13 protein-coding genes are annotated in these 12,063 nt (G+C 64.4%); 4 read left to right on the top strand and 9 right to left on the bottom strand.

What is annotated here, in order from left to right; all coding sequences use genetic code 11:
- The first annotated feature begins 21 nt into the window (after window positions 1-21).
- Window positions 22-1,044 (top strand): IS110 family RNA-guided transposase, encoded by a 1,023-nt coding sequence (locus tag BMX37_RS16140; protein WP_093666813.1) that lies wholly within the window; start codon window positions 22-24, stop codon window positions 1,042-1,044.
- A gap of 350 nt (window positions 1,045-1,394) precedes the next feature.
- On the opposite strand, the gene BMX37_RS16135 is transcribed toward BMX37_RS16140, so the two are convergent.
- From BMX37_RS16135 to BMX37_RS16115, 5 genes are read right to left on the bottom strand one after another with little or no spacing between them, the layout of a single operon-like run.
- Window positions 1,395-2,378: a S41 family peptidase gene (locus BMX37_RS16135; protein WP_093666812.1), complete on the bottom strand. Its 984-nt coding sequence runs from the start codon at window positions 2,376-2,378 to the stop codon at window positions 1,395-1,397.
- Window positions 2,372-3,118, bottom strand: coding sequence for a 3-keto-5-aminohexanoate cleavage protein (locus BMX37_RS16130; RefSeq protein ID WP_093666811.1), 747 nt, complete (start codon window positions 3,116-3,118; stop codon window positions 2,372-2,374). The genes BMX37_RS16135 and BMX37_RS16130 overlap by 7 nt, the downstream gene beginning before the upstream one ends.
- A complete protein-coding gene (locus BMX37_RS16125; protein WP_093666810.1) occupies window positions 3,115-4,065 on the bottom strand; it encodes an NAD-dependent epimerase/dehydratase family protein in 951 nt (316 codons plus the stop codon). The genes BMX37_RS16130 and BMX37_RS16125 overlap by 4 nt, the downstream gene beginning before the upstream one ends.
- Before the next feature lie 44 nt (window positions 4,066-4,109).
- Window positions 4,110-4,481: an antibiotic biosynthesis monooxygenase family protein gene (locus BMX37_RS16120; RefSeq protein WP_093666809.1), complete on the bottom strand. Its 372-nt coding sequence runs from the start codon at window positions 4,479-4,481 to the stop codon at window positions 4,110-4,112.
- Window positions 4,478-4,807 carry an NIPSNAP family protein gene (locus BMX37_RS16115; protein ID WP_093666808.1) on the bottom strand — a complete coding sequence of 110 codons (330 nt, stop codon included), beginning with the start codon at window positions 4,805-4,807 and terminating at the stop codon, window positions 4,478-4,480. The genes BMX37_RS16120 and BMX37_RS16115 overlap by 4 nt, the downstream gene beginning before the upstream one ends.
- A gap of 120 nt (window positions 4,808-4,927) precedes the next feature.
- On the opposite strand from BMX37_RS16115, the gene BMX37_RS16110 reads away from it, so the two are divergent.
- Entirely contained in the window at window positions 4,928-5,641 is a 714-nt protein-coding gene (locus BMX37_RS16110) for an ArsR/SmtB family transcription factor (RefSeq protein ID WP_093666807.1), read from the top strand.
- A 33-nt stretch (window positions 5,642-5,674) separates the two neighbouring features.
- Window positions 5,675-6,331, top strand: coding sequence for a glutathione S-transferase family protein (locus tag BMX37_RS16105; protein ID WP_093666806.1), 657 nt, complete (start codon window positions 5,675-5,677; stop codon window positions 6,329-6,331).
- A gap of 21 nt (window positions 6,332-6,352) precedes the next feature.
- Here BMX37_RS16105 and BMX37_RS16100 read toward each other — a convergent pair whose 3' ends face one another.
- The 3 genes from BMX37_RS16100 to BMX37_RS16090 form a co-directional block, all read right to left on the bottom strand.
- Window positions 6,353-7,582 (bottom strand): RNA polymerase sigma factor, encoded by a 1,230-nt coding sequence (locus tag BMX37_RS16100; protein WP_093666805.1) that lies wholly within the window; start codon window positions 7,580-7,582, stop codon window positions 6,353-6,355.
- 56 nt (window positions 7,583-7,638) lie between these two features.
- The gene (locus BMX37_RS16095) at window positions 7,639-8,067 is read right to left on the bottom strand and encodes a YciI family protein (protein ID WP_093666804.1); all 429 of its coding nucleotides are present in this window, start codon (window positions 8,065-8,067) and stop codon (window positions 7,639-7,641) included.
- Window positions 8,068-8,148: 81 nt separating this feature from the next.
- On the bottom strand, window positions 8,149-9,261 hold the full coding sequence (locus tag BMX37_RS16090; RefSeq protein ID WP_342027879.1) for an acyltransferase family protein: 1,113 nt from the start codon (window positions 9,259-9,261) through the stop codon (window positions 8,149-8,151).
- A 49-nt stretch (window positions 9,262-9,310) separates the two neighbouring features.
- Here BMX37_RS16090 and BMX37_RS16085 point away from each other — a divergent pair, with 49 nt between their 5' ends.
- Window positions 9,311-10,240 (top strand): LytR/AlgR family response regulator transcription factor, encoded by a 930-nt coding sequence (locus BMX37_RS16085; RefSeq protein ID WP_139198126.1) that lies wholly within the window; start codon window positions 9,311-9,313, stop codon window positions 10,238-10,240.
- A 187-nt stretch (window positions 10,241-10,427) separates the two neighbouring features.
- Here BMX37_RS16085 and BMX37_RS16080 read toward each other — a convergent pair whose 3' ends face one another.
- Window positions 10,428-11,615 carry an erythromycin esterase family protein gene (locus tag BMX37_RS16080; protein ID WP_212611471.1) on the bottom strand — a complete coding sequence of 396 codons (1,188 nt, stop codon included), beginning with the start codon at window positions 11,613-11,615 and terminating at the stop codon, window positions 10,428-10,430.
- Window positions 11,616-12,063 lie beyond the last annotated feature (448 nt).

Below are 12,063 nucleotides of genomic sequence, written 5' to 3'. Positions count from 1 at the left end.
GAGCCGGAAGGGAGAGCCACGATGGGGAACGTCACGACGATAGGTCTCGATCTCGCGAAGAACGTGTTCCAGGTGCACGGTGTCGACGCCGATGGTGTGGCGGTGGTGCGCCAGCGCCTGACCCGTGGGCGCATGCTGAAGTTCTTCGCCAAGCTGCCGCGGTGCCTGATCGGGATCGAGGCATGCGCGACCTCGCACTACTGGGCCCGCGCGCTGGTGGCGCTCGGACACGACGTGAAGTTGATGCCGGCGCAGTACGTGAAGCCTTACGTCAAGCGGGGCAAGAACGATGCGGCGGATGCTGAGGCGATCTGCGAGGCGGTGACCCGGCCGACGATGCGCTTCGTCGGGATCAAGTCGCCCGAGCAGCAGAGTGCGATGATGCTCCATCGTGTCCGCCTGATCCTCAACCGTCAGCGCACGCAGCTGTCGAACGCGATGCGGGCGCACCTGGCCGAGTTCGGGATCGCGGCGCCAATCGGCAGGAACGGCATCGAGCAGCTCCTAGACGTGATCGCCGATCCTACTGACGGGCGCGTGCCGGCCGACGCGCGGTTCTGCCTGGAGATGCTAGCGGCTCAGCTGCGCATCGTGAAGGAGCAGATCCTCGAGAACGACCGCCGCATCCTGGCAAGCGCGCGTGAGACCGAGCTTGGCCGCCGGCTGATGGAAATACCCGGAGTCGGTCCGCTGCTCGCCAGCGCCATTGTCGCGACCGTGCCTGATCCGACTATCTTCCGCTCAGGGCGTAATCTGGCCGCGTGGATCGGGCTGGTGCCGCGGCAGAACTCCAGCGGCGGCAAGGAGCGGCTCGGCGGCATCACCAAGGCCGGGCACCAGTACCTGCGCCAGATGCTGATCGTCGGCGCGATGGCGGTGGTGCGCCATGCCGAACGCAACGGCGCCAAGCGGCCGTGGCTCGTGCAACTGCTCGCGCGGCGCAAGACCAAGGTTGCTGCGGTTGCGCTCGCCAACAAGAACGCCCGTATGATCTGGGCGATGATGGCCAGCGGCGAACGCTACCGCGAGCCGCAGGTCGCATAAGAACACAGCGCGGGCGACCGCGCCTGACGAGGTTGGAAAGGGCGATCAGGAGCTAATGCAACAAGCCGGTTGAACCGCCGGATCGGGAAAACCCACAATGACCCAAGCACTTCTAGTGCGTGCAACTGATCGGGACCCGAGACGCGCGAATGGCATTACGGCCAGCGGCGCTATGTGCCGCACCAACAGGTCGGACACATGGCCGCACCAACCAGCAATGCTAGGCAACTGTTCAAGCTTGCCAACGGAGGGCCGTCCACACATGGGTCGTCGAGGCTGAGGTGCAGCCGATGCAGGCTTCAACCCGCAGGCGAGCCAGATCTTTGCTTCGGAAGTCTGTAGCAACGGGCCTAACGGCCCTCCCTGGATCTTATATACGGGATCAAGGCCGCGTTGCGCGCTTCCAGTATCGCTCGTTTCAGCGCGGCGTCGACAGGTGCTGGAATGTCCGGGGTTACACCGACGCCTTCCCAATCACGCCCAGTGACGGGATTGATCGACCGCCCTTCGGGAAGCGAGAGGATGAAACCATGGCCTACGGGACGGTAAGCGAAGGGGTGAGCACCTCCGCCCGTCTGCTCGCCGATAATGACGGCTCGCTTCATTGCCTGAAGATCATAGGCAAAGGCTTCTGCTGCTGAAAAAGTTCGGTGCGACACCAGAATGTACACGGGTTTTTTGCCGCCGAAACGTCGGCCCGGCACCTCAGATGGGGTGAAATGACGCTCCATAAGGTTGCTGGGACGATCGTAGCTGGCGCTCATCTCACGACGCTCATCGAGAAGATAGGCGGCGAGCAGGCGCGTCATGTCGTCCATGCCGCCGCCATTGTTCCTAAGATCGATGATCAAAGCGGGCGACTGTGCCAATAGACTCATCGCCGCGGAGGCTAGGTCGGCTGCCATCGAGGTAGGAGCGAAGACACGAAGATCGAGATAGCCGATCCCGTTTTCGAGCCTCGCTACCTGCTCGAAGCCATGATTGACGCGCGCACCGTACCAACGATCCAACTCGGCGGGGTCTACCACGTCTCCTTCGGCGGCGGCGTTGGCAGTCGGGTCGTATTCCAACGCGAAATGCGCATCGTTCGAAAGGTTTCGGAGATGGGCTGTGAGGCTTCTCGCGAATGCGTCAGGGGTCGCACCTGCAAGCAGGGTGGCAGCCTGTCGCCGCAGAGTGTCGGCGATGCGTTGACCTGCCTTCGGATTGACATAGCGCGCTTCTATGAGGGTGGCAGCTTTCTCAACGACTTCGCGCTTTACCGCCGTAGTCTGAGCAGCTGCTGGTGTACCCATGGCAGTCATCGCAATAGCGACTAGGCAGCGGTTCAGCATGTTATCGCCCCCGCCATTGCGATTTTCGGCTGTCGCATATTGCGAACAGCCTCGCCGACCAGCATTGCATTGCTCGTCGCCACTTTGCCGTCTGGGAGCAACTTACCATCTTCGAAACCTACCCGGGTAGACCATCCTCGTTGATCTGCCAGATCGATCAAGGGCCAGACGGTCGCGTCGAAGCCGTGTAATAGTATCGGCAGGCTGCAACCGGCTCTCACAAGAACCGAGGCAACATCATCGACGATGTGGCGAGCACGTTCCATCTCCTGCTCTTCCACCTCGATCAGGACGCGGAGACACTGGCTGAAGCCAGGAACCGCGACAAACCGCTCCGCGTCATCTGTGCTGGACAGACCGGCTTCGATGCCAACCCCGATCCGGTGCAGCGCTGCCATTACGTCCGCGGCACCCTGCTCTGAGAGGTTCACCGAGGCATAGTCGGGTAGGTCCCGCCAAGCCTCGATACGTCGTAGCGTCCTCGGGGCGTCGCCCTCGATCCACTCTCCTGTCGAGACACCGACCGGTATCCCTGGGCAGGCTTGGCGAACGAAGAGCATCGTCTCGTCGACAGCCTCAAGGCTCTCGCTGCCGTCGGCATTACGTGGATGGATGTGGAGCTCGGCAGCTCCTGCGGCGATGCAGGCGGCCCCCTGACGGGCCATGGCAGCCGCTGTCAGCGGCAGATCGGGATGGAAGTCGGCGGGACGCGCGCCGTTGAGGCAGGCCTGAACGATCATGTCCGCTCCTTCGGTGAGAGATAGCCAGCATCGTGCGCGACCGGCAGCGTGCCTCCTTGCCGCAGCGCGCTCAGCACATCGGCGAAGCTGGTCGCGCAGCGGAACCCGAGCTGCTTCTCCGCGAGGCGGGGGTCATAGACGCGACCGATGCTCGTCGGCAGGCTCCATTCGCGCCCCGCGTAAAGCTCGCGGGCATCGGGGAAATAGCGGTCGATGACTGCGGCCGCGTTACGCTTCAGCGGCCCGGCATCCTGCGGTGCGAACGGGGTCGGGGCCGATATGATGAAGGTCCCGAACCCGATCTCCGGCGCGCGTGCCAGGGCGGCGATGTGCGCGTCCGCGGCGTCCTCGACCGTCAGCCGGCGATGAAGCAGTTCGTTCGCCTTGATGTTCTCGCCTGACAGATGGCGGTGCGTATCGTCGTCCTCGGGGAAGAAGCGGCTGGTGCGCAGCACGACGCAGGGTAGGCCGTGTTCCTGCGCGTAGAGGCGGCACAAGCTTTCCGCGGCGAGCTTCGTCACGCCGTAGATGTTGCGCGGCGTCAGCGGACCGCTGGTCTCGTCCAGCCACACGGCAGCATCGCCCACCTCGTCGCCAATGGTTTGGTCGATCATCAGCGAGGTCGTGGAGGTGAACACGAACCGGTCGTGCTTCGCCGCCGATGCCGCGGTCAGCAGGTTCAGCGTGCCGGTGACGTTCACGTCGATAAAGGCCTGCTGAGGATAGCGTGCGATGTCCGGCTTGTGGAGCGCAGCGGCGTGGATCACGGCCTCCACGCCCTGCGCGAAGGCGGCTTCGACGATGGCCCGGTCAGCAACCGAACCGACGATCTGGGTGTCCGGCCCCGAAGCGACGTCGACGCCGATGACGGCGTGACCCGCAGCGCGCAACCGCGGCGCCAAGTGACGGCCCAGCCACCCTGACGATCCAGTAAGAAGCACATGCATCCCGCTAGTCCTGCTCCGTCCGCCCTTGCCCGGAGGCATACCGATCATCGACCGGTCGCGCCAAGCATCGCCGGCGTGTGGGCCGCCTTGCTGTCGTCCGGCGCCTGCGCGCGATCGTTCATGCCATAGTCGCGGGTCACGTCCGCGATACGCAGCCGATAGTCGCGGAACACGCCATGTCGCCCTGCTACCTGCGTAGAGCGATGCGCGGGCGTGTTGCGCCACGCGGCGACGGCCGCTTCGTCGCGCCAGAACGACAATGACAGGAGCTTGCCAGGCTCGGCCAGGCTCTCAAAGCGCTCGATCGACAGGAAGCCGTCGATGCGGTCGAGATCGGGCCGGAGCGCGGCGGCGAGGTCGAGATAACGGTCCTGCTCACCAGCGGCAGGCCAGGCCTCGAACAGTACCGCGATCACGGCCGCACCAGCGGTGCGTGTGGTGCCGACGCGAGACGCAGGAACATCCGGTCCTCCGACACGATGAAGCGCTCGCGCTGGCTGAAGGCATAGTTCTCACGGCCGAGCGGATCGTCTCGGAGCCGTGCGCGATAGGCCTCATAGGCTGCAAGGTTATCGACTGTGTAGACACCGTAGGCGGTGGTCAGCGAGCCCTCGTGCGGCGCAAAATAGCCGACGAGGTCGGCGCCACAGCGCGGGATCGCCTGCCCCCAATTACGGGCGTATTCGTCAAAGGCAGCCAGCTTGTAAGGGTCGAGCTGGTAGCGGATGAAACAGGCGATCATGGCAATCCTCCAAGGAACCGCTTCACCTTACCGACGCCGGCGCTTCGATGTTTCGGCCATTTCCGAAGCATCGCCGCGGATAAAGCGGCTAGCGAAGGCAGTGTCTGGGAGGGGCGTGCCGTGACGACAGCCAATTCGCTCGCCGGCATCGGGGCCCTGATCGGTGATCCGGGCCGCGCAACCATGCTGGTCACGCTCATGGATGGACGTGCGCTTACGGCAGGCGAACTGGCACGTGCTGCCGGAATCGCTGCACCCACTGCGAGCGGCCATCTCGCCCGCATGCTTGAAGGCGGTCTGCTCGCTTTAGAGCGGCAGGGGCGGCATCGCTATTACCGCCTCGCGAACAGCTCGATCGCAGGATTGATCGAGCAACTGATGGCGGTGTCGGGTGAGCTAACGGCGGCTGTCGCCCAGCGCAGACCCGTCGTGACAGGCCCTCGCGATTACGCCCTGCGCCGTGCGCGTCTCTGCTACGATCATCTCGCGGGCGAAATCGCCGTGGACATCGCGGAGAACATGGCCGCCCGTGGATTGATCGAGTTCGCCGACGATGGAGGCGCGGTGACCGGAGCGGGCATGGAGCTTTTCGCCGCGCTTCACGTGGATGTCGCTTCACGGACGCCCGATCAGCGGCGAAGCGCAACCTTCTGCCGCCCGTGCCTGGACTGGAGCGAGCGACGCCCGCACATCGCCGGCTTCGTCGGCAAGGCGCTCTACACGGCTTTCCTGCGCGCCGACTGGCTGCGTGCGCCGATTAGCGGACGGGCGGTGCAGGTTACTCCTGTCGGCCTGAGGGAGTTTCGACGGCACTTTGGCGTGCACCTGAGCTGAGCGGCGACCGCCATCACGGAGCGAACCAAAACGATGACCATCACCATCACCGCCTTCGAGCAGTCTCCTGATCGCGGCCGTGGCCTCGCACGCGACATGCCGGTGCGTTGGGCGTTGGAGGAAGTAGGCCAACCCTACGAGGTGAAGCTGCTTTCGTTCGCCGCCATGAAGGAGCCTGCGCATCTGGCGCTCCACCCCTTCGGGCAAATCCCGACGATGGAGGACGGCGCGCTCGGGCTTTTCGAGTCGGGCGCGATCGTCCTCCACATCGCCGGGCGCTATCCTGGGCTGCTGCCCGTCGATCAGGATGCTCGTGCCCGGGCGATCAGCTGGATGTTTGCCGCGGTGAGCACTATAGAGCCGGTGATCGTCGAACGGGAGATGGCGTTCCTGCTCGAGCGCGACAAGCCATGGCACGCCGACCGGCTACCGCTGCTTGACGCGCGTGTACGCGGGCGACTGACCCAGTTGGCCAATCGCTTGGCGGACGCCGAATGGCTGGACGGGGCCTTCAGCGCCGGGGACCTGCTGATGGTGACGGTGCTTCGTCGGCTGGATCGCGCGGAGATGCTCGACGCCTTCCCCAACCTCGATGCTTATGTTGAGCGTGCAGAGAAACGCCCAGCGTTCCAGCGAGCGTTCAACGCACAACACGCGGTGTATCTGCAAAACAGTAAGGGCGCCGGCTAGGCTGCGCCTCATCGAACACCGTCACCTCTGCTGTAATCGGTCGATGAACGCTCTGACCTGCGCCGCCTCGGCAATGCTGGTGGCGAGCCGGAGGCTGGACCCGTAAGCCGCCAGCGCCTCGGCAGGACGGGCCAGCATCTCAAGCAGGTGCCCGCGCACGGCATGGAAGTAGAAATAGTCGTCCAGCGCGCCGGCGAGAGGCTCAACGAGCGCCAGTGCGGCGCTGGCACCGTAGACCTGTGAGACCGCCACGGCGTGGTTCAAGGCGACAACCGGTGTCGGCTCTGCCTCGGTCAGAGCGCGGTAGAGCTGTTCGATCTGTACCCAGTCGGTGTCTTCGAAGCGCATGGCGCGCGCGTGAAGCGCCGCGATCCCGGCCTGCAGCTGGAAACGACCCGGGCGACGCATCCGAAAGGCGCGATCCGTGAGCGCCGTACCTTCGGCGATCATCCGTCGATCCCATAGCGTTCGGTTCTGGTCCTTGAGCAGGATGCTGCCGCCATCCTCGTCGAAGCGAGCCGATGAGCGCGCCTCCTGGAGCAGCATGAGGCCGACCAGGCCGAGCAACTCTGGCTCGTCCGGATAGAGGTCGAGCAGCAGCCGGCCGAGCCGGACCGCCTCGGCCCCGAGCGCCTGCGTCCGGGTGCTCTCCTGGGCGGACGCAGCATAGCCCTGGTTGAACATCAGGTAGATCATCGTCGACACCGTCGAGAGTCGTTCGGTCCGGACGAGCGGAGATGGTGTCTCGAACGCGGTATCCGCCTGCCTGACAACGCGCTTTGCCCGCGTGAGGCGCTGGGCCATCGCCTTCTCGCCCAGGAGGAACGCCGCGGCGACCTCCGCGACGGTGAGCCCCGAAACGATCCGAAGCGCCAACGCGATCTGCTGATGCGCCTTCAGGTCGCGATGGCAGCAGATGAAGAGCAACCGCAGGAGGTCGTCGCCATAGGTGGCCGTGTCGATGTCCTCCTCATCTACTTCAATGGGTGAACTGATCGTCTCTGGCAGCGCGCGTTCGCGGGTATTGCGGCGGACCTGATCGATGCCTGCATTGCGCCCGACCACGGTCAGCCACCCGGCGGCATTGCGCGGCGGGCCGTTCGTCGCCCACGCCTGCAAGGCCTTAAGGCACGCCTCCTGGAACGCTTCCTCTGCCCGCTCGAGGCTGCCCAGCTCGCGCAAGAGCACCGCCAGGACCTGTGGCCGGGCGGATCTGAACGTCAGGCCTGCCCAGTCGGCGTCAAGCTGCATGGTGCTTCCTCGCGGGCCGGCGGGATCAAGTCCCGCCGACCGCTGATCTACGGGCGTTACGCGGTGCGCTGCTCGATGGCTGCGCGCATGCGCTGTTCCTGCGCATCGATCTGCGGCGTGGAGATGTCAGCAAAGTCCTCCATCGTATAGAAGGGACGGATCTCGAGGTCGGAGTCCGACACCTGCGGATTGGGACAGCGCTTGGCCCAGTCCACCGCCGCTTGCATCGAGGCGACTTCCCAGATCCAATAGCCGGCGACCAGCTCCTTGGTCTCGGTGAACGGCCCGTCGATAACGGTCCGCTGTTCGCCTGAGAAATGGATGCGAACACCCTGGGAGGTCGGCTTCAGGCCGTCGCCGGCCACCAGAACCCCTGCCTTCACCAGTTCCTCGTTGTAGTTCATCATCGCCTTGAGCAGCTCCGGGCTTGGCATCCGCCCCGCCTCGCTGTTCGCGTCCGCCTTCACCAGCACCATGACCTTCATCGCGTTGCTCCTTTTCAAAGTTGCGCTTCAAGACGTTTGATCGTGACGCGCTACGACATTCGGATGCGAATTTTTCCTCGATCAGCGTGGCCGATGCTTGAGCCCGATGAGCGGCCTGAGCCAGCCTACGTGCCGCCCAGCGTCGTATAATGCCCAGCATCCCGCCACCGTGGCGAGCAGGAGAATGGCGAACTCGGTGCCTGGGCCGAGGACGAACGGCAGCAGCCAGCCGCCGACCAGCACGATGATCGTCTGATGGATGAGGTAGAAGGGGAAGGTCGCCTCCGCCAGCGTTGCCCGCCAGCGTCCGTCGCGGTTCCAGAAGCGCTCTGCGATGCCGATCAGCGCGGCGATCGCCGTCCAGGTTTCGAGGTGGCGGGCAAAGCGGTAGGTCCAGACTACCACCGGCGTCTCGGGGAAGGTGAAGTCGGGCCATAAGACCAGCAGCGTCGCGATCGTCGCAAAGCACAGCACGGAGGCCGTGCTGGCCACTCGCCAGTGGCGGGCGAAGCTCGCCAGCACGAGCGGCGAACGGGCGACGCCGAAGCCGAACAGAAAGGCCGGAAGATAGCGCAGGTGGGCGACACCGTCGTGGAAGAGGTCGTGCGTGTCTTCGATCTGGGGAAACAGCACCGCCCCGAGCAGCAGGAAGTAGATCGCGGGCAGCACCACCGTACGCCAGCCGGCGAACGCCCGGTCGAACCAGCCTTGCAGGCTATGCCTGCCCAAAGCCGCGCAGGTGCAGGCCAGGACCACGCTGTAGATCCACAGGTAGACGACGAACCACAGATGGTTCCAGGTCGGCATGATAATGCCGTCGATCGTGCCGAAGCGGAAATAATCGCCGAGCCAGAAAGGGAGATAGCCGTGCCGGTAGCCATGCTGCGTGGTTAGCTCGACCCACGTCTGAGGCGGCACGATCACCGCCATGCCGACAAGGAGGGGCGGCAGCAGCCGGCTGCTGCGGCTAAGCAGAAATGAGCCTGCGCTGCCCGCTTTCGCGAGCAGTGTGCGACTGGCGTATCCGGATACGACGAACAGCAGCGTCAGCCGCCATGGGTTGGTGGCGAACATCGGGATCTCGACCCAGGCAAGCGGATGCGCTGTCTTCACGTGGAAGGGCCACGGCACGAAGACCATGCCGATATGATAGAGGATAAGCAGCCCGAAGGCCCCGATCCTCAGCCAATCCATGCCGTAATGTCGTTCCATCGCTCGCTCCTTCCAAGATGGCGGGAGGCGGTTGGCGCGCGGACCGTCGCGGGACTACCGTGAAGGGATGGCAGGCGGGGACGATGGGATGGACTTAGGCCCGACTGGGGCGAGCGGCGGCTGGCGCGGGATGAACGGCGCACAGCGGCGGACCGCCATCCTGGCGCTGGGCGGTTTCCTGATGATCGTCGGCATGGTGATGATCGCCAATGCCGAGTCCACGATCAGCGACCTGCGCTCAACCGGTGCCCGCGTTCCCGATCACCTGATATGGTCGTGGGAATGGACCAGCATGATCGGCTGGCTCAGCCTTTACCCCGCGCTCTGGTGGACGACAGGTCGGATCAGGCCGCCGCGCTTCGGATGGACCGCGATCGTCCTCTTGTTCCTAGCGGGCAGCGTGGCGGCTTCCGCCTGGCACATCGGCGTTATGGTTGCTCTCCGACACGCGTACTACGCCGCCGTGGGAGAAGGTCCCTACCGCTTCTTCGGCCTGGTCGGAGACCGGATCGCGTACGAGTACCGCAAGGATCTGGTCACTTTCTCGCAATTCGTCGTGATCGCCTGTGTTGTACGGTGGATGATCGCTCGCAACGCCGACTTGCCTGCGGCGAGCGCCCCGGTCGTGCCATCGGACTCGCGTCGCCTTGTTGTCTCGGATGGCGGCGTACGACGTTCGATCCCCCACGAGCAGATCGAGAGCGTCGCCGCTGCCGGCAACTATGTGGAGGTGAACTGGGCTGGACGGACGCTGCTCCACCGCGCCACCCTCACAGCCGTTGAAGCGGAGCTAGGCGACACATTCGCAAGGGTGCACCGCGGGACGCTTGTTCGGCTGGGCGCCATCAGCCACGTTGAGGTCGACCGTTCGGGCGACTTCTCAGTGACCCTCCACAGCGGCACCGTGGTTCGGGGCAGCCGCAGATACCGCAGTACGATCGATCGATGGCAGAGTGATTAAACCGTTCGACGCCGCATCAACTGCCCGTCCCCAAACGATACGAAACGGGCATTCATCAGGCGTCTGGGTAGACTACCTAGTCGATGAACGAGCGGCGGTTGTCGGGAAGCGGTAAACCGATTGGGAATGGCCGTCTGTGGGTCCTAGCGGCCGTGAAGCTGCCCGACAAATAGCCACTTGGGAGACGTCAATTTCCTCGAGGATCAAACAGGAATTCGTCAGCGGCACTGCGATCGATCAGTTGCTCGTCATTTCCATTGATACCGACGCGAACGATGGCTGGCGAATGCTCCAGCTGCGTCGTCGTGGGCACGACACACGGCCCCGCGCAATGGATCTTCATCGTGGTGATAAGATCCGGCACGGAAGCGTCCTTCGCAGGTGCGCGCTCGACCTGAGCGAGGACGAAGTAGAGTTTGCCGAGGTGCTGATGGAGGAACTCGCCCATGCTCCGCGGGGGGCGCTGCTGCGTTGCCCATTGACCGCCACGTCGAGGCACCTTGAGCACGTGACTCGTATGCGCGAATAGCAGCAGGCTCTTGCCGCCGGAACGTCGGAGTATGTCCAGCGCATTCGCCGCCATGGCCTTGTCCCGGCGTGAGATGGAAATCCATGCATCCGTCGGAATCGATCCAGGCGTAATCACCCTTGGCATCGAGTCGAAGACTGCTGCGCTCTGCTCGACAATGCGGGCGCACGTTTGCGCTTCCCGCGAGGCGGTCGGCGGCAGCACAGCCTGAAGCCGACGGGCGAGCGCGTGGAACCCGGCTTTCTGTTCGCCCGTGACGGCGATGGTGGCGAGACCGGGCTTGACGGCTTCCTCGAATGCGGTCCTCAAAGCTTCACGGCGGGCGGGATTGGTAACCGCTTCGAGCGCGCACCGTACCGGGGCCATAGTGGGTGCGCTATCCAGCGGGCCACCCAGGCTCAGGTCGATCCCGATGATCCCGATCCTGTCGCCTTTCGGTCGCACCAGATTAACCGCCCTAAGATCGCGCAGCAGAGCCGCATTCTCCGAAAAAGCGCCGAAACCGGAGGTAAATCCGTGCTTCGCGACATCCTCCGCTTCCCCGACCCCGCCCCGAACGAACCGGTCAAGCAGGCGTGCCTCCGCATAGCCGGTCTCGAGCGCGACCCAACGGATAAGCCTCTGATTGGCAAGCCGACGGATGAGGCGATTGCGCGCGCGCAGCACATCCTCGTTGCCATGCGAGGCTTCGCCCAAAGCAAGAATTTGCGGCTGCGTTGAACGGACGACAAAGGTGTCCAGCGTAATCGTCGCCGGCTCTCGCTGTATGTCGGCGGCCAGGGAGGGTGCCTTGGGTGCAGCGTCCGACAGCGCTGCGGCGATCATCGGGCCAATGCGGCCGATCATCCAGCTTTTCATGAGCCTCCTCCGGGTCGCTGAATAGCCGCGCGGGGCGGCCATAATCATCTGAACATCAAAGAGGCCGGTCGGCAACCTACCAGCGGCCGTCTCAAGCTGCCGGACCGCTTGCATCCCATACCGGCCGTTCCCGGCCTCTAAAGCGGAGTTCGGGCGCCGCCTTCGGCCAAGGTAATTGGACGGCAGATATCGGGTAGCGCTGAAGGTGGCCTGAATGGCCACAACTGTGAAGGAAATCGGGCGCCGGCAGGTGTACGATATCCTCCAAAGCAGGAAGCCGCGTGCCACGGGCGGTGAGCTATGGGTTTTTCGGGTTTGGCCCGATTGTAAGGCGCGAAACAGGGGCGCCGCATGGGGCATTGTCGGACGGGAACATGGCCGCCAGCGGCGATGTCCGGGGCAGGTGTTGGCCGGTATCGGGGCCTGAGACGGGCAC

Origin of the sequence: Sphingomonas gellani, from assembly GCF_900110035.1 — a bacterium.
Classification (GTDB): domain Bacteria; phylum Pseudomonadota; class Alphaproteobacteria; order Sphingomonadales; family Sphingomonadaceae; genus Sphingomonas; species Sphingomonas gellani.
Note: the sequence above shows the minus strand (reverse complement) of the source record. Positions and strands in the feature narration are given on the sequence as shown.

What these genes read in the sequence shown, in the direction of transcription:
- BMX37_RS16140 (WP_093666813.1), top strand. Translation starts at nt 22, where the DNA reads ATGGGGAACGTCACGACGATAGGTCTCGATCTCGCGAAGAACGTGTTC.
- BMX37_RS16135 (WP_093666812.1), bottom strand. Translation starts at nt 2,378, where the DNA reads ATGCTGAACCGCTGCCTAGTCGCTATTGCGATGACTGCCATGGGTACA.
- BMX37_RS16130 (WP_093666811.1), bottom strand. Translation starts at nt 3,118, where the DNA reads ATGATCGTTCAGGCCTGCCTCAACGGCGCGCGTCCCGCCGACTTCCAT.
- BMX37_RS16125 (WP_093666810.1), bottom strand. Translation starts at nt 4,065, where the DNA reads ATGCATGTGCTTCTTACTGGATCGTCAGGGTGGCTGGGCCGTCACTTG.
- BMX37_RS16115 (WP_093666808.1), bottom strand. Translation starts at nt 4,807, where the DNA reads ATGATCGCCTGTTTCATCCGCTACCAGCTCGACCCTTACAAGCTGGCT.
- BMX37_RS16105 (WP_093666806.1), top strand. Translation starts at nt 5,675, where the DNA reads ATGACCATCACCATCACCGCCTTCGAGCAGTCTCCTGATCGCGGCCGT.
- BMX37_RS16100 (WP_093666805.1), bottom strand. Translation starts at nt 7,582, where the DNA reads ATGCAGCTTGACGCCGACTGGGCAGGCCTGACGTTCAGATCCGCCCGG.
- BMX37_RS16095 (WP_093666804.1), bottom strand. Translation starts at nt 8,067, where the DNA reads ATGAAGGTCATGGTGCTGGTGAAGGCGGACGCGAACAGCGAGGCGGGG.
- BMX37_RS16090 (WP_342027879.1), bottom strand. Translation starts at nt 9,261, where the DNA reads ATGGATTGGCTGAGGATCGGGGCCTTCGGGCTGCTTATCCTCTATCAT.
- BMX37_RS16080 (WP_212611471.1), bottom strand. Translation starts at nt 11,615, where the DNA reads ATGATCGGCCGCATTGGCCCGATGATCGCCGCAGCGCTGTCGGACGCT.